At 70.9% G+C, this 22851-nt stretch carries 22 protein-coding genes and 1 pseudogene; 12 read left to right on the top strand and 11 right to left on the bottom strand.

Translation table 11 applies throughout. From position 1 onward, the window contains the following. Positions 1-136 precede the first annotated feature (136 nt). From ACWD4O_RS31880 to ACWD4O_RS31895, 4 genes are all read left to right on the top strand, one after another. Entirely contained in the window at positions 137-487 is a 351-nt protein-coding gene (locus tag ACWD4O_RS31880; RefSeq protein WP_451285190.1) for an SCO3933 family regulatory protein, read from the top strand. Further along, complete coding sequence (locus ACWD4O_RS31885; RefSeq protein WP_451285192.1) at positions 487-1788, top strand: FtsK/SpoIIIE domain-containing protein; 1302 nt, start codon at positions 487-489, stop codon at positions 1786-1788. Before ACWD4O_RS31880 ends, ACWD4O_RS31885 begins: the two co-directional genes overlap by 1 nt. Then, positions 1785-1982, top strand: coding sequence for a hypothetical protein (locus tag ACWD4O_RS31890; protein ID WP_451285194.1), 198 nt, complete (start codon positions 1785-1787; stop codon positions 1980-1982). The genes ACWD4O_RS31885 and ACWD4O_RS31890 overlap by 4 nt, the downstream gene beginning before the upstream one ends. A gap of 299 nt (positions 1983-2281) precedes the next feature. After that, positions 2282-3631: a replication initiator gene (locus ACWD4O_RS31895; protein WP_451285438.1), complete on the top strand. Its 1350-nt coding sequence runs from the start codon at positions 2282-2284 to the stop codon at positions 3629-3631. Positions 3632-4551: 920 nt separating this feature from the next. Here the strand turns inward: ACWD4O_RS31895 and ACWD4O_RS31900 are convergent. Beyond that, complete coding sequence (locus ACWD4O_RS31900; RefSeq protein WP_451285196.1) at positions 4552-4893, bottom strand: hypothetical protein; 342 nt, start codon at positions 4891-4893, stop codon at positions 4552-4554. A 90-nt stretch (positions 4894-4983) separates the two neighbouring features. Continuing rightward, complete coding sequence (locus ACWD4O_RS31905) at positions 4984-6432, bottom strand: recombinase family protein (RefSeq protein WP_451285198.1); 1449 nt, start codon at positions 6430-6432, stop codon at positions 4984-4986. A 26-nt stretch (positions 6433-6458) separates the two neighbouring features. Between ACWD4O_RS31905 and ACWD4O_RS31910 the strand changes: the two are divergent. The 3 genes and pseudogenes from ACWD4O_RS31910 to ACWD4O_RS31920 all read left to right on the top strand — a co-directional run. Next, positions 6459-6581 (top strand): annotated as a pseudogene (locus ACWD4O_RS31910) (EamA family transporter); the annotation flags it as partial. A 91-nt stretch (positions 6582-6672) separates the two neighbouring features. After that, positions 6673-7560, top strand: a complete 888-nt coding sequence (locus tag ACWD4O_RS31915; RefSeq protein WP_451285200.1) for an arylamine N-acetyltransferase family protein — start codon at positions 6673-6675, stop codon at positions 7558-7560. A 60-nt stretch (positions 7561-7620) separates the two neighbouring features. Continuing rightward, positions 7621-7896 (top strand): DUF1876 domain-containing protein, encoded by a 276-nt coding sequence (locus ACWD4O_RS31920; protein WP_451285201.1) that lies wholly within the window; start codon positions 7621-7623, stop codon positions 7894-7896. A 3-nt stretch (positions 7897-7899) separates the two neighbouring features. Here ACWD4O_RS31920 and ACWD4O_RS31925 read toward each other — a convergent pair whose 3' ends face one another. From ACWD4O_RS31925 to ACWD4O_RS31950, 6 genes are all read right to left on the bottom strand, one after another. Then, a complete protein-coding gene (locus ACWD4O_RS31925; protein WP_451285203.1) occupies positions 7900-9063 on the bottom strand; it encodes a serine hydrolase domain-containing protein in 1164 nt (387 codons plus the stop codon). 35 nt (positions 9064-9098) lie between these two features. After that, entirely contained in the window at positions 9099-9503 is a 405-nt protein-coding gene (locus ACWD4O_RS31930) for an organic hydroperoxide resistance protein (RefSeq protein WP_351914445.1), read from the bottom strand. Between the two features lie 204 nt (positions 9504-9707). Further along, positions 9708-10190: a MarR family winged helix-turn-helix transcriptional regulator gene (locus ACWD4O_RS31935; RefSeq protein ID WP_451285205.1), complete on the bottom strand. Its 483-nt coding sequence runs from the start codon at positions 10188-10190 to the stop codon at positions 9708-9710. Next, a complete protein-coding gene (locus ACWD4O_RS31940; protein WP_451285206.1) occupies positions 10187-10960 on the bottom strand; it encodes an energy-coupling factor ABC transporter ATP-binding protein in 774 nt (257 codons plus the stop codon). Before ACWD4O_RS31940 ends, ACWD4O_RS31935 begins: the two co-directional genes overlap by 4 nt. Next, positions 10948-11709 carry a cobalt ECF transporter T component CbiQ gene (gene cbiQ, locus ACWD4O_RS31945; protein WP_451285208.1) on the bottom strand — a complete coding sequence of 254 codons (762 nt, stop codon included), beginning with the start codon at positions 11707-11709 and terminating at the stop codon, positions 10948-10950. The genes ACWD4O_RS31940 and cbiQ overlap by 13 nt, the downstream gene beginning before the upstream one ends. Before the next feature lies 1 nt (position 11710). Then, the gene (locus tag ACWD4O_RS31950) at positions 11711-12763 is read right to left on the bottom strand and encodes an energy-coupling factor ABC transporter permease (protein WP_451285210.1); all 1053 of its coding nucleotides are present in this window, start codon (positions 12761-12763) and stop codon (positions 11711-11713) included. 232 nt (positions 12764-12995) lie between these two features. Between ACWD4O_RS31950 and ACWD4O_RS31955 the strand changes: the two genes are divergently transcribed. Beyond that, positions 12996-13352 carry an SsgA family sporulation/cell division regulator gene (locus ACWD4O_RS31955; RefSeq protein WP_451285212.1) on the top strand — a complete coding sequence of 119 codons (357 nt, stop codon included), beginning with the start codon at positions 12996-12998 and terminating at the stop codon, positions 13350-13352. A gap of 18 nt (positions 13353-13370) precedes the next feature. On the opposite strand, the gene ACWD4O_RS31960 is transcribed toward ACWD4O_RS31955, so the two are convergent. The 3 genes from ACWD4O_RS31960 to ACWD4O_RS31970 all read right to left on the bottom strand — a co-directional run bounded on the left by ACWD4O_RS31960 (position 13371) and on the right by ACWD4O_RS31970 (position 18735). Then, on the bottom strand, positions 13371-15050 hold the full coding sequence (locus tag ACWD4O_RS31960; protein ID WP_451285214.1) for a penicillin-binding transpeptidase domain-containing protein: 1680 nt from the start codon (positions 15048-15050) through the stop codon (positions 13371-13373). 165 nt (positions 15051-15215) lie between these two features. Next, positions 15216-16856: a penicillin-binding transpeptidase domain-containing protein gene (locus ACWD4O_RS31965; protein WP_451285215.1), complete on the bottom strand. Its 1641-nt coding sequence runs from the start codon at positions 16854-16856 to the stop codon at positions 15216-15218. A gap of 133 nt (positions 16857-16989) precedes the next feature. After that, the gene (locus tag ACWD4O_RS31970; protein WP_451285217.1) at positions 16990-18735 is read right to left on the bottom strand and encodes a dolichyl-phosphate-mannose--protein mannosyltransferase; all 1746 of its coding nucleotides are present in this window, start codon (positions 18733-18735) and stop codon (positions 16990-16992) included. Between the two features lie 63 nt (positions 18736-18798). Between ACWD4O_RS31970 and rsmI the strand changes: the two genes are divergently transcribed. The 4 genes from rsmI to ACWD4O_RS31990 all read left to right on the top strand — a co-directional run bounded on the left by rsmI (position 18799) and on the right by ACWD4O_RS31990 (position 22840). Continuing rightward, the gene (gene rsmI / locus ACWD4O_RS31975) at positions 18799-19707 is read left to right on the top strand and encodes a 16S rRNA (cytidine(1402)-2'-O)-methyltransferase (protein ID WP_451285219.1); all 909 of its coding nucleotides are present in this window, start codon (positions 18799-18801) and stop codon (positions 19705-19707) included. A gap of 262 nt (positions 19708-19969) precedes the next feature. Continuing rightward, positions 19970-20377: a hypothetical protein gene (locus ACWD4O_RS31980; RefSeq protein WP_451285221.1), complete on the top strand. Its 408-nt coding sequence runs from the start codon at positions 19970-19972 to the stop codon at positions 20375-20377. 46 nt (positions 20378-20423) lie between these two features. Next, entirely contained in the window at positions 20424-21302 is an 879-nt protein-coding gene (locus ACWD4O_RS31985; RefSeq protein ID WP_451285223.1) for a TatD family hydrolase, read from the top strand. A gap of 116 nt (positions 21303-21418) precedes the next feature. After that, entirely contained in the window at positions 21419-22840 is a 1422-nt protein-coding gene (locus tag ACWD4O_RS31990) for a ubiquitin-like domain-containing protein (protein WP_451285225.1), read from the top strand. The last annotated feature ends 11 nt before the right edge of the window (positions 22841-22851 follow it).

The raw sequence follows: 22851 nt of genomic DNA on the forward strand, positions 1-22851 counted from the left end.
GCACGTCGCACGCGCGGCGTCACTCGTCAGCATAAGTAGTTGCGCACTCGCCGTACAGCACCACACACTCATCACTCGTAAGGACAAGTGACGTCCGCATATGACGGGCGTCTGGATGGCCAGGGAGGCCAACGAAATGCAGTCCATTCCCGTGGACACGGCACGGCTCGGCGTACTGCGGTGCGCCATCGCGCCCGAAGTGAAGATCAGCAACACCGAGACACAGGAGGTGAAGAAGGACCGGGACGGCAACCCCGTCTACACCGTGGCCGTCACCGTGCGGCAGGACCGGCGGCGGATCTCCGTCATCGAGATCGCCGTCAGCGGCGAACCGACCGGCATCGAAGAAGGACAGATCGTCAAGGTCACCGGCCTCATGGCGTTCATGTGGGCCATGGGCGACCGCCACGGCGTCAGCTTCCGCGCCGACGCCATCACCCCCGTCCGCACGACTCCTGCCGCGCACGGCAAGGGCGGTGACGCGTGATGGGACCCATCGTGCTCGCCTTCGCCCTGGCGGTGCTGGCCTGGATGCTCGTTGTCGGCGACCTGGTACGTCGGCACCGTCCGGTCTGGCACTGGTACCTCGTCGGCTACCCGGTGACGTGCTGGCGGGTGGTGTTCACCTGGCGACGCGTCGCCGTGCTCAACGACCTGGCGGTGTCGCGGCTCCCGGCCCGGACCCTCGTCGGACACCTGCTCGTCAAGGGCGACCCGGTGCGTCCGGTGCCTCCGCGCTGCTCCTTCCCGCGCGTCACTCCGATGGGCCTGACGCTCATCATCCGGCTGCACGCGGGTCAGACCCCGGCGACCTACCTGAAGGCGGCGGACGCCTTCGTGCACGCCTGGAGAGTGCACGCGGTGCGGGTCACCTCGCCCGAACGCGGGCTCGTGCTCCTGACCGCCATGGCCCATGACCCGCTGGAGCGGCCGGGCTTAGTCACGGCCCCGGCCGAACTCCTCTCCGCGTTGATCGGGGCGTTGGAGACGGGCGGGGCGTGGGTGATGAACCTGCGCCTGGTCCCGCACTGGCTGATCACAGGGGCAACCCGGTCCGGCAAGTCCACCCTGATGGCACGGCTCATCACTCAACTCGCCACACAGCGCGTCGCCCTGGTCGGCGTCGACTGCAAGGGCGGCATGGAACTCGGCCTGTTCGCCGGACGGCTGAGCGCGCTGGCCACCTCACGGCGTGAAGCGGTCGCGGTCCTCTCCGCTCTCGTCGTCGACATGCAGGACCGGATGAGCGCGTGCCGGTCGGCCGGGGTCCGCTCCGTCTGGGAGCTCCCGGACAAGCTCCGCCCGGTGCCGGTAGTGGTCCTGGTCGACGAGATCGCGGAGCTGTACCTGTCCGACGGCACCCGTGAGAGCAAGGCGGAAGCCGAACAGTGCTCGACCCTCCTGCTGCGGCTCGCCCAGCTCGGAGCCGCCCTCGGCATCCACCTGGTCGTGGCCGGCCAACGCGTCGGATCCGACCTCGGCCCCGGCGTCACCGCCCTGCGGGCACAACTCGGGGGCCGCATCTGCCACCGGGTCAACGACCCCGGCACGGCGGAAATGACTCTCGGCGACCTCAACAAGGACGCGGTTGCCGTCGCCCAATCCATCACGCCGGAAGAGCGCGGGGTGGCCGTGTGCACCGGGCCGGACGGCGGATGGAGCCGCGCCCGCTCCCACCTCACCCCCACCGACGAAGCCGTGGCCACGGCCCGCAAGTACGCCGCGATGACCCCGAACCTGCCCCTCGTCGCCCGCGCCCTCACGGCGCTGGAAGGAGAGTCCAAGTGATCAGCGAAGGAACGGCGTTCACGTTCGCGGTGATCTTCGGGATCATCACCGTCCTCCTCGTCCGCTCCCGCGACGTCCGCCCCTGGGAAGCGGTCTGCGTCGGCCTCTTCGGCGTCTACCTCGGCCAGACCCCCGTGGTCTTCACCATCCACGGCCTCGTGACCTGGTTCATCAGCGGCTTCTCCCACACCTGAGCAGAGAGAAGGGACGTCCCCCCATGCCGATGCCTCGCGTGAGGTGCCCGTACTGCAAGGGCGACGGTGCCCGTAGGACCTGGACGGGGCGGATCCGGCGCTGCCGCGTCTGCCGCGGTACCGGCACCATCCGCTGAACCCGCCCCGCCCCGACTACCCAAGGGAGTGATCCCCATGACCCACCTCGCACCACTTACCCACATTCGTGCCGCTACGGCGGCCCGCCCTGGAAGGTCACCACCATCACCCCGCAGTACACCCCCACTGACAGGCGCGCCGCCCTCGACCGCGCGGCGCGCCTGCGTCAGCTCTCCGAAACCGACCGCGACGCAATACGCCTCGCCCAACTCCCTCAATTCCCCCGCTGGCTGGAGCAGATCACCGCTACCGGCGGATGCTCCCACCCCGTCCACCTCTCCGGCTCCACCACCGTCCTGGACGGCACAACGGGCGAGATCCTCCACCACTACGACACCCGCGACGAACCCGGCGAACGCCTCCTCATCCGCTGCCGCAACCGCCGCGCCACCATCTGCCCCGCCTGCTCCCGCCTCCACGCAGGCGACACCTACCACCTCATCCGCGCGGGCCTACTCGGCGGCAAGAACGTTCCGGCCGTCGTCCGCAACCGCCCCAGATTGTTCGTCACCCTCACCGCCCCCTCGTTCGGCCCGGTGCATCGTGCCGGCGAACACTGCCGCCCTCGACGGGACGGCGGCCTCTGCCCGCACGGCCGCCCCGTCGGCTGCGGTGCAGTCCACACCCCGGATGCACCCGCCGTCGGCCAACCCCTGTGCCCCGACTGCTACGACTACAACGGCCACGTCCTCTGGCACGCATACGCCTCCAAGCTGTGGGACCGCTTCGTCATCGACGTCCGACGTCGCCTCGCCTCCTCGGCCGGCCTCGTGCAGTCCCGCTTCGCCGCTCACGCCCGGCTGTCCTTCGCTCGCGTCGCCGAGTACCAGAAACGGGCGGCTGTCCACATTCACGCCGTGGTCCGCCTCGACGGACCGAACGGACCGGCCGACGAACCCCCAGCTTGGGGCACGGTCGAGCGCTTGGCTGATGCTGTACGGGCCTCAGCCGGGCGGGTCCTGGTCCGCACCCCCTACAGCCCCGCTGTCGGTGAACTCTCCCTCATCTGGGGCGCACAGATCGACGTCCGCTCACTGCGCTCCGACGGCGACGGCCCCGACGATGACGCCGTAGCCGCATACGTCGCCAAATACGTCACCAAGGGCGCGGACGAGACCGGCGTCGGCACCGACCACAAGGTCACCACCTGGGAAGACATAGCCACGGCACCCGTGAGCGAACACATCCGCACCTTCATGCGGGCCTGCTGGCGGCTCGGCGGCCTCCCCGAGTACGAGCCGCTGCACCTGCGCGCCTGGACACACACCCTCGGCTACCGCGGCCACATCCTCACCAAATCCCGCGCCTACTCGACGACGTACGCGGCCCTACGCGCCGAACGCGCCCACCACGTCGGGCACGTCGACCTCCCCGACACGATCACGGATGCCAGCTGGCGCTACGCGGGCTCGGGACATACCCCCGGAGCTGCTCTCATCGCGGCCGGGATCGCCGAGGACATTGTCGCGAACCGGGAGATCGCCCGCGAAGAGCGTGAGGGTTTCTGGTGACGGGACGCCATAGTGAGCAGTGGGCGCGGGCGGTCGAGCGGCAGGCGGCCAAGTTTCCGACTCGGATTGGGTCGAAGAGCGCTGCGCGACTCGCGCGGCTCCTGGGTGGCCGAGCCCTTCGTATGGGTGGGTCGGACAGCAGCCGGTGAGATGGTTGCGATGCTTCCGGTGCCGTGCGGCAGGTGCCGGACACAGGTGCGGGGATCTCGGTGTTGACCTTGCTGGCCGGTACTCAGGCAGAGGGCGACAGTGCCCTCGATGACGCCCTCGCCGGACGGTTGCCACCCACCCGGCCCCGAGTGCCGAACGTGAGAGTGGGGACCCGTCCGCCTGGACGAGCCCCCACAATCTCCAGCCAGTGACGTGTTACCGGGACTGGAGCCACCAGATCACGAAACCCCCGACGCCTGTGCCTGCGCCGTACGCGATGCCGAGGGCAAAGCGCCCGGCCAGCGGCTTGCTGCGATGTACGAGCCGGTCACGCAGCCGGAGTCCCTCGGTGGGCGCGTCCCCAGGTACGGCAGGCTGAGGCTGTGACGCGTTGCTAGACACTGGACTACCATGCACTTTGGTGCTCCGATCGTTGTGAAGGCGTGGATGGGTGCCAGCACAAGGAGCCCCTCCCGGCGTGAAGGCCTAGGAACCTGCCGGGTGAGGGCTCCTTCTGCTTGGCATGAGTCTACGTAAGGCGCGCAGTGTCGGAGAGGCTGAGCCGGGCGATCCGACATCGTGCAGACGAAGTTGATGCTCCGTCATGCCGTTAACTTTGAACACTTCCCAGCGACTTACGGCAGTCCTGAAAGCCCAACAGATTCCATTGTGAGCTGCGTCACAAATGACATTCCGTAACCGTTGCGAGACCGTCAGTACGGTGAGCCCCGGATGTTGGGCGTGGGCCGCCCTTCGGTGTGCCGAGTGAGTCAGTCGGGCCAGCATGCGGTGCACCGTTTGAGCACCCCGCCGTCCATGAGCTTCGCCTTGGACTCGCGCATCCTCATGAAGCCGCTCTGCCTTCCGCCGTTGTACTGGGTGCGTCCGCAGGGATGGTCGGCTGAGTGGTAGACCTTCCTGCGGGCCCCAAGGCTTCCTCGGACGAGGACCTCTGGGTTGCGGCAGTTCTCCGTCTCGGCAATGGCGGCTTCGGCAATCCTCTTGTCCAGCGCCTCCAGCTTGGTGTCGAACTCCTGGCGTTGGCGCTTCTGCTCGGCAAGGAAGCTCTCCAAGAGCCCGACGCGCTGTTGCTTCAAGGTGTATGTGTCCACGGACCTGCCGTATCAATCGCTATCAGTCGATAGCGATTGATATCACGGAGGTTGAGGCGCTCGCAGGGTTTCGTCGCCGCTCGCGAGGTATCAGTCCAGCGGGTTCGGCTCGATGTCCACCCGGTCCGTGTCGAATCCCCTGCCCTTCCGCGTGGGTGGGTGAACGATCACAGCGGCGAACAGGAACCGATAGATCGCGTTCATACGCGCATAGTCCTCCGCCTTCTCCAGCCTCTCCCAGCTGGCTTCGGCCTCCGGGCCGGCGATCCCCTCCAAGACGACGACCGGCCGCTTGACGGTCTTGCGCTGGCGCTCCTTCATCCGCTTGACGATCGGCGCGCGCATGGCCTGGAAGTCGGCGGTCATGAAGTCGTCGTCGTTGAGCCACATCTCCTTCAGCTCGTTCAGCTTGGCTCGGTCCTTGTCGTCCGCGATGACGTCGGCCTTGGGGCGCGTGGTCGCAGCGGGCTCGTAGCCGGAGGTGTCCAGCTTGGTCAGCACCTTGATCGCGACGTCCCGCACGAAGTCCTCCAGCGGCCCGGCCGAGACTGAGCGGTCGCACTTCCGCTGGTCGGTGTTCCCGGCGCGGGTGCACCGGTAGTAGGCGTACCGGACGCTGTTCGTCCCGCTCATGCGGGCTCCGCATGCGCAGGTCGCGATACCGCGCAGGACGTAGTTTCGGGTCGGCCGCTTCTTCGTGTCCTCGTGCTGTTCGGCGCGGTACTCCCGGCACCGCTGTACCTCGTCCCACTGCCCTCGGTCGATGATCGCGGGCCATGTCCCGACGGCCACCTCTTCGCCCAGGTGGAATCGCAACCCGGCCACGAAGTGGGATGAGAGCAGGTGGCGAACGTTCTCGGGGTTCCACACCTTGCCCTTGGACGTGGGGATGTCCCGCGCGGCGAGATCCTGCGCTATGCGGTTCGGCGACTCGCCGTCCAGGTAGCGGCGATAGACCTCGCGGACGATCTCCGCTTCCTCCTCGACGATTTCGTGGCCGCCGCGGGTGTAGCCGTACGGTCGGTTGCCCACGTGCGGCCGGCCTTCGCGGGCATGGTCCTTCAAGGCGTCCTTGAGGCGTCGGGATGTGTCGTCGGAGGAGCGGCAGGCGTGGGCCACCTCGATGCGGAGGATGAACCGGTCGTCGGGGTCCGACAGATCGCGCCGGTTCGCCTCGCCGTGCAGCAGGACGCGCTTGTCGTCGGCAATGGAGAGGAGTTCTTCGAGATCCTTGGGCTGCCGCATGAGGCGGTCGGGGTGGTAGACGATGACGTGCCGGATCTCTCCGTCTGCCATCGCCTTCAGCATCTCCTCCCACCCTGGCCGCTTCCGGTTGCGCTGCCAGGCCGAACGGTTGTTGTCCACGTAGACGTGCGTCGGCTCGACGCGGAGCTGCAGCCGTTCGGCGATGTCCCGACAGAGGCGCTCCTGGCGGTCCACCCCGGTCTGGTCCTCATCGCGGGTGTGGGAGATGCGGCAGTAGATCGCTGCGGGCTCGCCCGGCGTGACGGCGGCCTTGGGTAACTTCGATCGGCTCATGACAATTACTGTATGAGCCCGGTATGACATCGATTCTGGTCGGAGCAGCCATCGGCGCCCTGTTCTTCAAGGAGCGGTTCGGTGCGCCCCGGCTCGTCGCCGCAGGCCTTCTCGTCGTCGGGATTGGACTGATGCTGCACACGGGATGACCCGCCCCCGGTGGGACTGCGACCAGCGCACGAGACGGCTCCGGGCCCGTGGCCGACGTCGCCGGGGCGAGTGTGCGCCTACCGTGAACTCATGGTTGAGACCACACCGTTCGGCCCCGACGACCTCGACGCCTACCTCCGGCGGATCGGCTGGGGAGGGGAGCGTCGCGCCGATGTGCAGACCCTGCGCGGGGTGCATCTGGCGCACGCGCGTGCCCTTCCCTTCGAGAACCTGGATCCGCTGGGAGGTTCGGCGCCCTCGCTCGCGCCCGCCGATCTGATCGCCAAACTCGTCCGCAGCCGACGGGGCGGGTACTGCTACGAGCACAACTCGCTGCTGTCGTTCGCCCTGGAGGCGCTGGGGTTTCGGGTGACCCTGCTGACGGCTCGGGTCGTCGTCGGCGCGGAGCGGTTCGAGGAGCGGCCGCGCACGCACATGGCGCTCCTCGTCGAAGCCCCCGGCGATCCGCAGCCGTACCTCGCCGACGTCGGGTTCGGTGCGCCGGGAGCGCTGCTCGAGCCCGTCCCGCTGATCGCCGGCGTCGAGTTCCACGGCGCGGGCCGCCGTCATCGCCTGGTGCACGCCCCGCATCGCGGGCCGCTGGAGCTGTGGGTGCTGGAGGCCCACGGGGGCTCCGAGAGGGCCACGGGGGCCGAGGGGGCCGAGGGGGCCGAGGGGGCCGAAGGGGAGTTCTGGCAGGCGCAGTACGCGTTCACCGTCGAACCCTTCGAGCGGCCCGACTTCGAGGTGATCAACTGGCACATCGCCACCAACCCCCGCTCGCCGTTCAGCCGCCGCGCCTACGTCCAGCGCGTCACCTCCGACGGCCATGTCCTGCTCAACGGCCCGCTCCTCACCGAGACCCACGCCGACGGCACCGTCAAGCAGCGTGCGCTGACCGACGAGGCGGAGGCGCGCCGGGTGCTGGACGCAGAGTTCGGCATCGCCGTGCCGGACGGGATCCGCCTGCTGTCCTGAACTGCGGGCGACCGCGCGGAGGAGCACCCTGGAGACACAGGATTTCCGGAGGCGATCGTCATGATGCACACCACTGTCGGATGGCATGTCGAGCTGGAGTTCGAGGAGGACGAACGGCACACGCGCGCGGTCGCGCTGGTACGCCTGCCCGACGGGACCGAGGTCCGGTCCCACGGGCACGCCAGCCGGCACAACGTGGACGGCAACCAGCCCCGGGTCGGCGAGGAGATCGCCGGCGCCCGCGCCCTCAACGAGATCGCCATGCAGCTGCTCACCAAGGCGCACATGGAGATCGACGGCGCGTCGGGACGGACGTCCCACTCGATCAACGTGTGAGAGTCAGCGGGCCGCTGCCGTCCGTACCGCCCTCAGCAGCGCCTGCGCCCTCGGGTCCGCCGTCACGCTCGTCCGGAAGCCGTTCGTCACATAGCCGAACGCGATCCCGGACTCCGGGTCGGCCAGGCCGAGGGCGCCGCCGCGGCCCGGGTGGCCGAAGGCGCCGGGGGACAGCAGCGGGGACGCGGCGCCGTGCAGCATGTAGCCGAGGCCGAACCGGGTGCTCACCACGAGCACCCGGTCGGGGCCGGAGGACTGTTCCCCGCGCGCGAGGCGCACCGTCTCCGGGTGCAGCAGCCGACGTCCGCCCTCCACCTCGCCGATCAGCGACGCGTAGAAGCGGGCCAGACCGTCGGCGGTGGCGATGCCGTTGGACGCGGGCAGGGCGGCGGCGCGGTAGGCCGGGTCGTTCTCGTCGGGGAGCGGGGTGATCGCGGCGAAGGCGCGACGGGTGAGGGAGGCGGGATCGGCGTAGGCGTCGGTGACGGCCTGCTTGGGCCGGGTCTTCAGCGCCCCGGCCCGGACGGGCGCGTCCACGTGTCCCACCCGTCCCACGCGCGCGGCGGCGTCCGCGGGCAGCCCGAGCCACAGGTCCGCGCCGACGGGGCCGGCGATCTCCTCGGCGATCCACTCCCCGATGGGCCGCCCGGTGATCCGGCGCACCAGCTCGCCGGTCAGCCAGCTGTAGGTCTGCGCGTGGTACCCGTGGTCCGTCCCGGGCTCCCAGGCGGGCGTCTGGGCCGCGACCGCCGCCGCGCCGAGATCGGGGTCGGCGGCCTCGGCGGGCGTCAGCGGGCGGTCCAGCACGGGCACGCCCGCGCGATGCGCGAGCACCTGCCGCACGAGCGTCCGCTCCTTGCCCGCGACCTTGTACTCCGGCCAGTACGCCCCGACGGGCGCGTCCAGATCCAGCTCACCGCGCTGGTGCAGCAGCAGGAGGACGGCGGAGGCGACGCCCTTGGTCGCCGACCGCACGATCTGCGCGGTGTCGGGTTCCCAGGGGGCCGTGCCGTCGACGTCCTTCGTGCCGGCCCACAGGTCGACGACCTTGTGTCCGTCCCGGTAGACGGCCACCGCCGCGCCCCGGTCGCCGAGCGTCTCGAAGTTCGCCGCGAACGCCTCCCGGACCGGTTCGAACCCGTCGGCCACCGCACCGTTCACGTTCACGTCCGCTCTCCTCGTCTCGCCGCCGGGCTCTCCCTTCAGCCAAGCAGGATCGTTACGTCAATGTTCCCGCGGGTGGCGTTCGAGTACGGGCAGACCTGGTGGGCCGCGTCCACCAGCTTCGCGGCGACCTCGGCGTCCAGGACGGGGAGCGAGACGCTGAGGGCGACGGCCAGCCCGTATCCCTTGGTCTTGTTCGGGCCGATCCCGACCTTCGCCGCCACCGTCGACCCGGTCAGGTCGAAGCCGGCCCGGTTGCCGACGAGGATCAGTGCGTTGTGGAAGCAGGAGCTGTAGCCGGCCGCGAAGAGCTGCTCCGGGTTGGTGCCGTTGCCGTCGCCGCCCAGTTCCGGCGGCATCGCCACCTTCAGCTCGATCTGGCCGTCCTGACTGGTCACATATCCGTCGCGACCTCCGTGCGCGGTCGCCTCGGCCACGTACATGATCTTCGTCGGACGGCTGTCGACGGCCTCGACGGCAGTGTCGGCAGCGTCGACGGCGGAGCCTTCGGTCACGGCGGTACCTCCCCCAAATCTTCCCCGATTACATCGTGCACAAGGTACCGGCCGGTACGGAGGCACTTGTTTACCAGGGGGTAGTAACCGCGGGTAACTTCAGGTGGGGGCCGCGGACACCAGGAGGGTGGCTCAGCGGGCGCGTTCCGCCGCGCCCTGCGCCCGCTCCGCGAGCCCCCACAGCTCCGCGCGCAACCGCGCGACCTCCGCCGTCTCCAGCCCCGTCGACGCGAGCAGACCGGCGGGCACCCGCTCCGCGCGCCCCTTCAGTTCCTCGCCGCGCCCGGTGCACGCCACCAGGACCGAGCGCTCGTCCCGCGCCGAGCGCTCCCGGCGCACCAGACCCGCCGCCTCCAGCCGCTTCAGCAGCGGCGACATCGTGCCGTAGTCCAGCCGCAGGGCCGACGCCAGCTCCTTGACGGTCGTCTCGCCGCGCTCCCACAGGACCAGCAGCACGAGGTACTGGGGGTAGGTGAGGCCCAGCTCGTCCAGGAGCGGCCGGTACGCGGCGGTCACCGCGCGCTGGGCCGCGTACAGCGCGAAGCACAGCTGCTCGTCGAGGCGCAGTGAGCCGTCGGTGGTGGGTGCCTCGGCGGGGGGTGCCTGGTTCGTCACGCGCCCATTGTCGCGGAGCGCGGGTCGAACCCGAAGGGCAACTCCAGGCGATGCGCGCGCATGAGGGTGTCGTCGGCGAGCAGTTCGCCGGTCCGGCCGTCCGCCGCGATCACGCCCTCGCTCAGGATCAGGGCGCGCGGGCACAGCTCCAGGGCGTACGGCAGGTCGTGCGTGACCATGAGCACCGTGACGTCCAACGACCGCAGGATGTCGGCCAGTTCGCGGCGCGAGGCGGGGTCGAGGTTGGAGGACGGCTCGTCCAGGACGAGGATCTCCGGCTCCATCGCGAGCACCGTGGCGACGGCCACGCGCCGCCGCTGGCCGAAGGAGAGGTGGTGCGGCGGACGGTCCTTGAACTCGCCCATGCCGACCTGCGCGAGCGCGTGGTCGACCCGCTCCTCCAGCTCCGCGCCCTTCAACCCGGCCGCCGCCGGTCCGAAGGCGACGTCCTCGCGGACGGTCGGCATGAACAGCTGGTCGTCCGGGTCCTGGAAGACGATGCCGACCTTCCGCCGGATCTCCGCCATGTGCTGCCTGCCGACGGGCAGCCCGGCCACCGTCACCGTGCCCGCGCCGCCGGTCAGGATGCCGTTGAGGTGCAGCACGAGGGTGGTCTTGCCGGCGCCGTTCGGCCCGAGCAGCGCGACGCGTTCCCCGCGCGCGACGGAGAAGTCCACGCCGAACAGGGCCTGGTGGCCGTCGGGGTAGGCGAAGGCGAGGCCCGAGACCTCGAGGGAAGCCGGGGCGGCAGCAGTACTCACAGGGCCCATCCCAACACGCAGACGACGAGGGCGGCGAACGGGAGGGTCAGCGCGTACGACCACTGCGCCCGGGACGCGGTCGCCTCGTCGATCACCGGCATCGAACCGGTGTATCCGCGGCTGACCATGGCCAGGTGCACGCGCTCGCCGCGTTCGTAGGAGCGGATGAACAGCGCGCCCGCCGACTTCGCGAGCACCCCCCAGTGCCGTACGCCCCGCGCCTCGAAGCCGCGCGACTCCCGCGCGATCCGCATGCGCCGCATCTCGTCCGCGATGACGTCGCCGTAGCGGATCATGAAGGACGCGATCTGCACGAGCAGCGGGGGCAGCTTCAGGCGCTGGAGGCCGAGGAGGAGTTCCCGCAGCTCCGTGGTGGACGCCAGGAGGACGGAGGAGGCGACGCCCAGCGTGCCCTTCGCGAGGACGTTCCACGCGCCCCAGAGCCCGTTGACGCTGAGGGACAGCCCGAGGACGTCCACCCGCTCGCCCTCCGCCACGAACGGCATCAGCACGGCGAACGCGACGAAGGGCACCTCGATCAGCAGCCGCTTGAGAAGGAAACCGGCGGGCACGCGCGCGCGATGCGCGACGAAGGCCAGCAGGACGGCGTACAGGCCGAACGCCCACATCGCCTCGCGGGGCGTCGACACCACGACGACCACGAAGCCGAAGGCGGCGGCGAGCTTGGTGTGCGGCGGCAGGGCGTGCACGGGCGAGTGCCCGTGCCGGTAGAGCCGGTGTGCGTGTCCCGCGCCCACCTCAGACGCCCGTGCTCGCCGGGGACACGTCGTCCGCCCGGCGCCTGCGGACCGCCCAGAACACGGCGGTGCCCGCGACGACGGTCACGCCGACGCCGATGACGCCCGCGAGGCCGCCGGACAGGCGGGCGTTCTCGACGTCCTTGACGCCGTAGTCGGCGAGCGGCGAGTCGGCGGCCGCGTGCTCCTCGACCTTCTCGTCGATGCCCTTGTCGGCGGCGACCTTCTCCAGGCCGTCGGGGTTCGCGGAGGCGTAGAAGCTGACGAAGCCGGCCAGCACGAGGGAGGTGACCAGGCCGGTCACCCACAGCGTGCGCCGGGAGGTGCGCGCCGCCACGGGCGCCGTGCGCGCCTCTTCGGCGGGCGCGTCCACGAGGTCGCCGTTCACCCGCAGCCGCAGCTTCTGCGTGAGGCCGCGCGCGCCGTGGACGAGATCCGGCCGTACGGCGATGACGGCGCCCACGGTGAGCGCGGTGATCGTGGCCTCGCCGATGCCGATCAGCACATGCACGCCGACCATCGCGGTGGCGACCTTGCCGATCGGGATGTCGGTGGTCCCGCCGATCCAGTAGATGAGGGTGAAGGCGAGCGCCGCGGCCGGGACGGACAGGAGCGCGGCCGCGAAGGAGGCCCCGGTCACCGAGCGGCGGGTGCGCGGCAGCACCTTCACCAGGCCGCGGAAGACGGTGTACGCGACGACCGTCGTCACACAGGCCATGACGGTGATGTTCACGCCGAGCGCGGTCAGGCCGCCGTCGGCGAAGAGGATGCCCTGCATCAGCAGCACCACGGAGACGCACAGGACCGCCGTACAGGGGCCGACGAGTATCGCGGCGAGCGCGCCGCCCAGCAGATGGCCGCTGGTGCCCGCGGCGACGGGGAAGTTCAGCATCTGCACGGCGAAGATGAACGCCGCGACGAGGCCGGCCAGCGGCGCCGTGCGCTCGTCGAGCTCGCGGCGCGCGCCGCGCAGGGCCACGGCGATGGCGCCTGCGGCGACGACTCCGGCGGCGGCGGAGGTCGGGGCGTTGATGAATCCGTCGGGTACGTGCACCCGACGATGATAGTGGCTTAATGCGAACGGTTCGCAAGAGCGAGGAGCTTGTCAATCGCATCCGGATGCCGCGCTGCTCCCGCGCTGTTCCCGCGCCGCTCCCGCGCCGCCCCCGTATCGCACATGTGAGATACGCCTGCGACAGGAAGCGTATTCCGCAAAATATGGGACATTGGGAGGGGAGCGGACGCACAGCTTCCGCACAGGTAACGCTGCGTGAGAGGGTCGGCCGATGTCTGTAGTCGAACAGTACGCGCGAGCCCATATCGTCACGGACGCCGATCAGGCCGAGGACGAACGAGAGTCAGTTCCCGTCATCCTGCGCTACGACCCGGAGGACGACCCCCGCGCGGTGCGCGTCGGACTGCCCGACCGCCACGAGTGGACGTTCTCCCGCGCCCTCCTCGAACAGGGCCTGCGCGCCCCGACCGGCACCGGAGAGGTGCGGGTGTGGCCGCTGGGGCGCGTCCAGGCCGTCGTCGAGTTCCACTCCTCGCAGGGCGTCGCGGTCGTGCAGTTCGAGTCCAAGACGCTGCTGCGGTTCCTGCGCCGCACCTATCTGGCCACGGCGCAGCCGGTCACCCACTGACCGCCTGACCGCTGTGGCTCAGCCGCCCAGCTTCAGCAGCGCGGCCACGATCGGGCCTGCCGTGTCGCCGCCGTGGCCGCCCGCCTGGACGACGCCCGCGGCCGCCAGATCGCCGCGGTAGGCGGTGAACCAGCCGTTGGGCTTGTCCTGGTTGTCGACCTCCGCCGAGCCCGTCTTCGCGCCGTAGTCGGGGCCCAGACCGGACATCGCCTCGGCGGCGGTGCCGGCCGCGGCCGTGTAGTTCATCAGCTCCCGCAGCTGCGACAGCGTGGACGCCGACATCGTGCGCGAGGCCGTCGCCAGCGTGCGGTCGTCCACCGAAGGGGCGACCAGATACGGCTGGTGGAAGGTGCCCGCCTTCACGGTGGAGGCGACCGACGCCATGTTCAGCGGGTTCATCCGGACCCCGCCCTGACCGATCAGCGAGGCCGCCATCTGGGCCGCCGACTGCACCGGCACCGAACCGTCGAAGGACGGCACCCCGATGGCCCAGTTGTTCATCGACAGGCCGAACACCTGCTGCGCCTGCTTGGTCAGGCTGTCGTTGCTCAGCTCGGGGGCCTGGCTGATGAAGGCGGTGTTGCAGGAGCGCGCGAAGCTCGCCTTGAACGTGCCGCCGTCGATCTGGAAGTCGTCGTCGTTGTGGAACTTCCAGCCGCCGTAGGTGAACGTCTTCGGGCAGGGGTGCACCTTGTCCGCCGAGGCCAGGTCCTTCTCGATGAGCAGCGACGACGTGATGACCTTCATCGTGGAACCGGGCGCGAGCGAGCCGTTGAACGCGGTGTTGAAGCCCTTGCCGGCGTTGGCCACCGCGAGGATCTCGCCCGTGGAGGGCCGCATCACGACGACCGACGACTTCGCGGTCTTCGCCACCTGCTGCTCGGCGGCCGCCTGGAGGGTCGGGCTCAGCGTGGTCTTCACCGTGCCCGGCGTGCCCTCGCTCAGCTCCAGCAGCGTCTTGTCGGAGGCCTTCTTCGCCTTGGCCGCCTTGCCGCGGACGACCTGGAGCTCCACGCCCGCCTTGCCGCCGGCCTTCTTGCCGTACTTCTCCCGCAGCCCGTCCAGGACCGTGCCCAGGGAGGGGTACTTGGCGGCCGTCAGCTCGCCGCCGTCCCGGTCGACGGCCTTCACCGGCGGGGTGCCGGCCTCGCCGGTGACGAGCTTGTCGCCGTCCTGCAGGTCCGGGTGGACGACGGACGCGTGCCAGTCGACCTGCGCCTTGCCGTTCTTGGCGTTGCGCACGACGGTGAGAGCGCTGGAGTACGTCAGCGGCTTGCTGACGTCCTTGTACTTCACCGTGCCCTTCACCGAGAACGGGATCTTGGCGCCGGTGGCCTTGCCCGCGGTGAGGGTGACGCCGGTGATGTGGGCGTCCTTGGTGTAGCCCGTCAGCAGGGCGGTGGCGGCCGTCGAGTCGTCCGTGACCGCGGCCGCCCGGGCGACCTTGCCCTGCTGCCACGCCGTCAGGAACTGCGTGGCGGCGGTCTTCACCTCGGCCGCCGAGGGCGCGTCGGCCCTGACTCTCGGCACCTGGCCGCGGTTGGCCGCCGCGGCCGAGCCCTCGTCGGCGGCCGCCCCGCCCGCGTACAGCGCGTAGACGCCGAAGCCCGCCCCGCCGACCACGACGGCGATCATGCCGCCGGCCACGGCGGGACGCCGCTTCCTGCGCTGCTCTTCGACACGCCTTCTCTTGCCCACTGCCAGATCCTCCGGATCCCCAGGGGCTCTCCCCCCAGCCCCGCTGCCCTCGTTGCCCTCACTGACCCCAACGACGGCAACCACACTAGAGTCCCGTCCTGTGCGGGTGACGTCACGTGTGACGTCAGCCACCCTTGTGCCGGTTCAGGCCACGCCCGTTCCGGGTCACCCCGCCCGCAGCACCTGCACCACGATCGGGCCGGACGCGTCGACGCCGTGACCGCCGCCCTGGGTCAGCGCGGCCGCGGCGATGTCGTTGCGGTACCCGGTGAACCAACTGTCGGACGTGGCCTTCCCGTCGACCTCGGCGGAACCGGTCTTCGCGCCGATGCTGCTGCCGCCCAGCCCGGCCATCACCTCGGCGGCGGTGCCGCTGGTCGCGGTCCGGTTCATCATCGAGCGCAACTGTTGCACGGTGCTCGACGACAGTCCTCGCGCTTTGGCCGGCGTGCGGTCGTCGAGGCTCAGCGGCACGATCACCGGCTGCCGGAAGGCGCCCGTCATCGCGGTCGCTGTGACGGAGGCCATGTTCAGCGGGTTCATCTGGACCTTGCCCTGACCGATCAGGCCGGCCGCGGTGTCCGGGCCGCCGGCGGCCGGGACGGAGCCGTCGAAGGACGGGATGCCGGTCTGCCAGTCGAGGCCGATCCCGAAGCGGTCGCGGGCCTCGTTCGTCAGCGAGTCGACCTTCACCTCGTCCGCGAACTTCACGAACGCCGTGTTGCAGGAGCGGGCGAAGCTCTCGGAGAGCGTCGCGTTCTCGTTCGGCTTCATGCCCGTGATGTTCTGGAAGGTCTGACTCTCCGACACGGCCGACGGCGGACACGGCGCCGGCCCGTTCGCGGTGGTGAGCCCGTTGTCGATGAGGGTGGCCGAGCTGATGATCTTCATGGTGGAGCCGGGCGCCACCTCGCCCAGGAACGCGGCGTTGAAGCCGTCCGTCCGGTTGTTGGCGACCGCGAGCACCTCGCCGGTGCTCGGCTTGACGGCCACCACCGAGGACTGGGCGTACTTCTTCACGGCCTTCTCCGCGGCCGCCTGCACGTCTGCGCTGAGCGTGGTGGGCAGCTCGCCCGCCTTGCCCTCGGCGAGGGTCAGCAGGGGCGTGTCCGCGGTGTCCGGGGTGGCGTGCCGGATCGCCAGCTCGACGCCGGCCGTGCCGCCCGCCTTGTCGCCGTACTTGGCGCGCAGCTCGTCCAGGATCGGCCCCAGGGAGGGGTACTTCTCCTTCGTCAGCACCTTGCCGTTGCGGTCCACGGCCTCGATCGGCGGCGCCGACGACGCGCCCGTGACCAGCGTGTCGTCCATGCTCTTCAGCTCGGGATGGACGACCGACGGCGCCCAGTCCACCAGCGCCTTCCCGGTGGTGACGCCCCGCACGACCGTCAACTCGCTCTTGTAGACGAGCGGCTTGGACTTCCCCTCGTACGACACCGTCGCCCGCACACTGAACGGCACGCTGTCGCCGACCGCCGCGCCCGGTGTGATCTTCACCCCGGTGATGTGCGCGGCCTCACCGTACGAGGTCAGCAGCGGCTCGGCCTTCGCCGCGTTGTTGGTCAGCTGGGCGGCCGCCGCGGCCTGTCCCTGCTCCCAGGCCGTGAAGAACTTGGTGCTGGTGTCCTTGACCTCGGAACCGCTCGGCGGCCCGGTCTTCACGACCACCGGCTCGCTCGATCCCGCCGTACCGCCGTCGCCGCCGCCCCCGTTCAGCGCGCTGACGATGTTGAAGGCGCCGTACCCGGCTCCGCCCACCATCACGGCGAAGACCGAGCCGACTATGACTGCCTTGGCCCCCTTGCGCATGCTGTGCACCCTCCCCGTTGGCGCCCTCCCCGCCCCGGGCGGGGACGGGCGTTTCTGAACACGTTCAGAAAGTACTGTTCGGGCTCACAGTAAACGGAAAGAGTGGCGACAGGGGCAGCAGTTTCCTCAATCGTTAGACCCACGTGTCCAGCCACATACGTGACCGCCAGTCGTCGATCGGGATGGCCTGGCCGGTGTAGAGCTGCCAGAAGTAGATGAAGTTCCAGGCGATGAGCAGGACGAGGACGCCTGCGCCCGTCGCTCCTGCGACCCGGCGGGTGTCCGTGGAACCCGGTGGGCCGACCAGCGCGCCGATCATCATCGCCACCGCCAGGCAGAGGAAGGGCAGGAAGACGACGGCGTAGAAGAGGAAGATCGTGCGTTCCTGGTACATGAACCAGGGCAGGTAGCCGGCCGCGATGCCGCAGGCGATCGCGCCCGCGCGCCAGTCGCGGCGGAAGAGCCAGCGCCACAGCACGAACAGGATCGCGAAGCAGGCCGCCCACCACAGCAGCGGGGTGCCGATGGCCAGGACCTCGCGGGCGCACTTCTCGCCCGCGTCGGTCGGGCAGCCGTCGACGCCCGGGGCGGGGGACTCGTAGAAGTACGAGACCGGGCGGCCCAGGACGAGCCAGCTCCACGGGTTCGACTGGTAGGTGTGCGGCGAGGTCAGGTGGGTGTGGAACTCGTACACCTCGTGCTCGTAGTGCCACAGGCTGCGCAGCCACTCCGGGAGCCAGGTCCAGTTGCCGCCCTTGCCGTCGGTGGCCGCCCAGTTGCGGTAGTAGCCGCCGGAGCCGTCGGCCGAGGAGCGGATCCAGCCCGTCCACGACACCAGGTAGACGGCCAGCGCGACCGGGACCGTGGACAGGAACGCGAGCGGCGTGTCCCGCTTCAGCACCGCCAGGTACGGGTGCTGGGCGCCCGCCACCTTGCGCGAGCCGACGTCCCACAACACCGCCAGCAGGCAGAACGCGACCAGGATGTAGAGGCCGTTCCACTTCGTGCCGATGGCCAGGCCCAGCATCACGCCCGCGCCCCAGCGCCAGGGCCGCCAGCCGATGCGGGTGGTCTCGGCGAGGTGCGCGTCGGGGCGGTAGCGGCCGTCCACGTCCGGCGGGAGCGCGGCGGCGAGTTTGCGGCGCGCCCAGTCCCGGTCCGCCACCAGACAGCCGAACGCGCCCAGCACGAAGAACATCAGCACCCCGTCGAGCAGCGCGGTGCGGCTCATCACGAAGTGCAGCCCGTCGACCGCCATCAGCGCGCCCGCCAGGCAGCCGAGGAAGGTGGAGCGGAAGATCCGGCGGCCGATCCGGCACAACAGCAGCACGGAGAGCGTGCCGAGGACGGCCGTCATGAAGCGCCAGCCGAACGGATCGAACCCGAAGATCAGCTCGCCGAGCCCGATGACGTACTTGCCGACCGGCGGATGCACCACGTAGGCCGCGTCCGTCGGGATCGAGACCTCGCCGCCCTTGGCGAGGAGGGCGTCGGTGGTCTTGGGCCAGTTGACCTCGAAACCGCGGTGGACGACCGCCCACGCGTCCTTGGCGTAGTACGTCTCGTCGAATATCACCTTCTTCGGGCTGCCCAGGTGCCAGAACCGGATCACGCCCGCCAGCAGCGTGACCAGCAGCGGGCCGCCCCAGGAGGACCAGCGCGCGATCCGCTCCGCCCACGTGTGCGGGATGCCGAGCGCCTGCCACAACCGCGGGCTGGGCTGCGCGAACGGTGGCACCAGCCGCTCCCGGACGTCGGCGGAGGGCTCCGCCGTGTATCCGAAACGCCGCAGCCGCTGCTGCCATGTCGGCCGCTGATCGTGCGGCGGCCGGCCCGGCCGGTAGTCCGTGGAGTCCGTGGAGGACGCGGTACTGGTCACCGCGCCATCGTAGGGAACACGGCTGTGTGAGTCCCGTGTCCGTCCCCCTGGGAGGATGGAATCGTGACAGCCACGCCCCGAACCACGCCCGGAACCACGCCCCGAACCACTCCCGGAGCCACGCCCGGAGTCCTCGTCCTCGCCGGGACGCCCATCGGCGACGTCTCCGACGCCCCGCCCCGCCTCGCCGAGGAGCTGACGGGCGCCGATGTGATCGCCGCCGAGGACACGCGCCGGCTGCGGCGGCTCACCCAGGCGCTGGGCGTGACGCCCAAGGGGCGGGTGGTGTCGTACTTCGAGGGCAACGAGTCCGCCCGCACGCCCGAGCTGGTCGAGGAACTCGTCGGCGGCAAGCGGGTGTTGCTGGTCACCGACGCCGGGATGCCCTCGGTCTCCGACCCCGGGTACCGGCTGGTCGCGGCGGCCGTGGAGCAGGACATCAAGGTCACGGCCGTCCCCGGCCCGTCCGCGGTGCTCACCGCGCTGGCGCTGTCCGGGCTGCCCGTCGACCGGTTCTGCTTCGAGGGGTTCCTGCCGCGGAAGGCGGGCGAGCGGCTGTCGCGGCTGCGCGAGGTCGCCGAGGAGCGCCGCACGCTCGTCTACTTCGAGGCCCCCCACCGGCTGGACGACACCCTCGCCGCGATGGCCGAGGTGTTCGGCGCGGACCGGCGGGCCGCCGTGTGCCGTGAGCTGACCAAGACCTACGAGGAGATCAAGCGCGGGCCGCTCGGCGAGCTCGCGGAGTGGGCCGCGCAGGGCGTGCGCGGCGAGATCACCGTCGTCGTCACCGGGGCGCCCGAGCGCGGGCCCGAGGAGCTCGACGCGGCGGAGCTGGTGCGGCGGGTGCGGGTGCGCGAGGAGGCGGGCGAGCGCCGTAAGGAGGCCATCGTGGCGGTGGCGGCGGAGGCCGGTCTGCCCAAGCGGGAGGTGTTCGACGCGGTGGTCGCGGCGAAGAACGCCGGGACTCTGTGACGGCTGTCACCGCCGGGTCATGAAGGGGCTCACACCCGGCGCACACCCCCTCTGAGCAGGGCGCATGCCGTCTGAGCGTGCGCCCCATGTGCGGGCAAAGGGCTGTCGCCGAAGGCAAAGCCCACCCCCCTGCGCGAGGCCCCTTCGGCAAGGAAAGCCCAAATCGCCTCCAACAGTGCACAGGCCTGCTGCGTTCGCCCCGGGCGAGGAGTCCACTGGGTGACAGGGACGGCACCCGTCCCTCGCTTCCACAGGAGCTGGCATGAGTGAGATCACAGGGCAGACCGGCCTCCGCAGCGGCGCGAGCGCCGTCGTCAACGAGTCGTACTCCTTCGCGTGCATGCGCTGCGGACACGGCTGGGAGCAGTCGTACGAGATAGAGCACCACACCGACGCCGACGGCCACGCGTTCGTTCTCTACGTGGCGAACGGCCGCGTCGTGCCGTCGCCGCTGAGCCGGCCCGCGTGCCAGAACTGCGAGGGGCACGTCGTGCGGATCATGCGGGCGGGGCAGGTGTCGTCGGTGCAGAGCGCGTCCCGCCGGCCCAGCGTGCCCACGGCGGCCAGGCCGGTCCAGCCGGCGGCCGAGGAGCGGTCCGAGGACCGGCCCGGGGAGCACCACCACTGGCATCTGTCGGACCTGCTGCATCCGTTCCGCAAGGCCGGCTGAGGGCTCCGCCGGAGGGGCCGTGCTTGCCCCTTCGTAGGATCGGGGTATGTCTTCGTACTCCGACAAGAACGACGCGCCGCCGCTTCCGGCTCCCCTCGGGGTGGCGGTCGCCGACTCCCACACACATCTCGACATGCAGTCGGGGACGGTGGAGGAGGCGCTGGCGAAGGCCGCCTCGGTCGGGGTGACGACGGTCGTCCAGGTCGGCTGTGACGTACGGGGCTCCCGGTGGGCGGCCGAGACGGCGGCGGCGCACGACAGCGTGCACGCCGCCGTGGCCCTGCATCCGAACGAAGCTCCGCGCATCGTGCACGGCGACCCCGACGGCTGGTCCCGGCAGAGCGCGCGTGAGCCGGGCGGCTCCGGGGCGCTCGAACAGGCGCTCGCCGAGATCGACCGCCTGGCCGCGCTTCCGCACGTCAAGGGCGTCGGCGAGACGGGACTCGACTACTTCCGCACCGGCCCCGAGGGCAAGGAGGCGCAGGAGGACTCCTTCCGCGCCCACATCGAGATCGCCAAGCGGCACGGCAAGGCCCTGGTCATCCACGACCGGGACGCCCACGCCGACGTCCTGCGCGTCCTGAAGGAGGAGGGCGCCCCCGAGCGCACCGTCTTCCACTGCTACTCCGGCGACGCCGAGATGGCCGAGATCTGCGCCCGCGCCGGGTACTTCATGTCCTTCGCCGGCAACGTCACCTTCAAGAACGCCCAGAGCCTCCGGGACGCCGTCGCCGTGGCCCCGCTGGAGCTGCTCCTGGTGGAGACCGACGCCCCGTTCCTGACCCCGGCGCCCTACCGCGGACGGCCGAACGCCCCGTATCTCATTCCGGTCACGGTGCGCGCCATGGCCGCCGTCCGGGGCCTCGACGAGGACGCCCTGGCCACCGCACTCGCCGCCAACACGGCACGCGCGTTCGCCTACTGACCCCCACGTGACCAGCTCGAACACAACTCTCGGTAGCCGCGCCACTTTGGAGAGTGACCGCCACTCCGCTAGGTTCTGGGGGCCCGATCCGGACCCCACTCCTGGAGCGTGTCGGCGTGAGCAATTCACAGCACCTCGAGTACGAGCCGTACGGCGGTGGCGGGCCGTACGTGGACCTGCACAACGCCGAGACGGTCGCCTACGGCGTGTACGCGGCCCCCGGGACGTACGACGACACCTACCGGCCCGCGTACGAGGAGCAGTTCGGGGCGTACGCGGCGGGTGAAGCGCCGCCCCGGCCGCCGGAGGCGTGCCGGCCGCCCGAGACGCTCCAGCTGCCCGAGACGCTCCAGCTGTCCGAGCCGCTGTTTCCGCGGCAGAGCACGGGTGCGGGCGGGGGCGGCCGGGCCGCGCGCCGGCGCCGGACGCGTTCCGCCGAGCGCCCGGAGTCCACGATGCGCCGACTGCTCCCGCAGGCGCTCGTGGTCGCCTTCCTGGCCGGCGGCACCACCGCGTTCGTCGCCGAGGACAAGGCGGTCGAGCTGACCGTCGACGGCAAGCCGCGCGCCCTGCACACCTTCGCCGACGACGTGACCGAACTCCTCGCCGAGGAGGGCGTGCAGGTGGGCGAGCACGACGTGGTGGCCCCCGCCCCCGGCACGGCCCTCGCCAGCGGCGACGAGATCGCGGTGCGCTACGGGCGGCCCGTCCGGCTCACCCTGGACGGTCAGCGGCACGAGCTGTGGACGACCGCGGGCACGGTGGAGGAGGCGCTCCAGCAGCTGGGGGTGCGTGCGCAGGGCGCGTACATGTCCGTCCCGCGCTCGCAGGCCATCGGGCGGGCGGGGCTCGCGCTGGACGTGCGCACCGAGCGTTCCGTCACGGTGATGGCCGACGGCCGGGCCCGCACCGTCCGCACCAACGCGGCGACCGTGCAGGAGGCCGTGCAGGCGGCCGGGATCACCCTGCGCGGGCAGGACACCACGTCCGTGGCGCCCGGCAGCTTCCCGCGCGACGGGCAGACGGTCACCGTGCTGCGGATCACCGGCGCCGAGGAGGCGCGGGAGGAGCAGATCCCGTTCGAGGTGCGCCGCTCCGACGACGCCTCGCTGTTCAAGGGCACGGAGGTGGTCGAGCGGGCCGGGCAGCCCGGGCTGCGGCGGATCACGTACTCCCTGCGCACGGTCAACGGCGTGCGGCAGAAGCCGAGGCGGATCCGGGACGAGGTCGTGCGCGAGCCGCGCGCGCAGGTGGTGAAGGTCGGCACGAAGCCGCTCCCGAAGTCCGTGCAGGGGGCCGAGGGCCTGGACTGGCAGGGGCTCGCGGTCTGCGAGTCGGGCGGCCGGCCGAACGCCGTCGACCCCTCGGGCACGTACGGCGGGCTGTACCAGTTCGACACCCGCACCTGGCAGAGCCTGGGCGGCAGCGGCCGCCCCCAGGACGCACCGGCGGCGGAGCAGACGTCGCGGGCCAAGAAGCTGTACGTGCGACGCGGGGCGAGCCCCTGGCCGCACTGCGGGAAGCGGCTGCACGGGTGAGGGACGGGAGG

Source organism: Streptomyces sp. NPDC002623 (assembly GCF_053592635.1).

Coding starts and splice junctions, on each gene's coding strand:
- ACWD4O_RS31920 (WP_451285201.1), top strand. CDS start 7,621: ATGATGCACACCACTGTCGGATGGCATGTCGAGCTGGAGTTCGAGGAG.
- ACWD4O_RS31915 (WP_451285200.1), top strand. CDS start 6,673: ATGGTTGAGACCACACCGTTCGGCCCCGACGACCTCGACGCCTACCTC.
- ACWD4O_RS31880 (WP_451285190.1), top strand. CDS start 137: ATGCAGTCCATTCCCGTGGACACGGCACGGCTCGGCGTACTGCGGTGC.
- ACWD4O_RS31885 (WP_451285192.1), top strand. CDS start 487: ATGGGACCCATCGTGCTCGCCTTCGCCCTGGCGGTGCTGGCCTGGATG.
- ACWD4O_RS31965 (WP_451285215.1), bottom strand. CDS start 16,856: ATGCGCAAGGGGGCCAAGGCAGTCATAGTCGGCTCGGTCTTCGCCGTG.
- ACWD4O_RS31980 (WP_451285221.1), top strand. CDS start 19,970: ATGAGTGAGATCACAGGGCAGACCGGCCTCCGCAGCGGCGCGAGCGCC.
- ACWD4O_RS31955 (WP_451285212.1), top strand. CDS start 12,996: ATGTCTGTAGTCGAACAGTACGCGCGAGCCCATATCGTCACGGACGCC.
- ACWD4O_RS31940 (WP_451285206.1), bottom strand. CDS start 10,960: ATGGGCCCTGTGAGTACTGCTGCCGCCCCGGCTTCCCTCGAGGTCTCG.
- ACWD4O_RS31985 (WP_451285223.1), top strand. CDS start 20,424: ATGTCTTCGTACTCCGACAAGAACGACGCGCCGCCGCTTCCGGCTCCC.
- ACWD4O_RS31930 (WP_351914445.1), bottom strand. CDS start 9,503: ATGTACGTGGCCGAGGCGACCGCGCACGGAGGTCGCGACGGATATGTG.
- ACWD4O_RS31905 (WP_451285198.1), bottom strand. CDS start 6,432: ATGAGCCGATCGAAGTTACCCAAGGCCGCCGTCACGCCGGGCGAGCCC.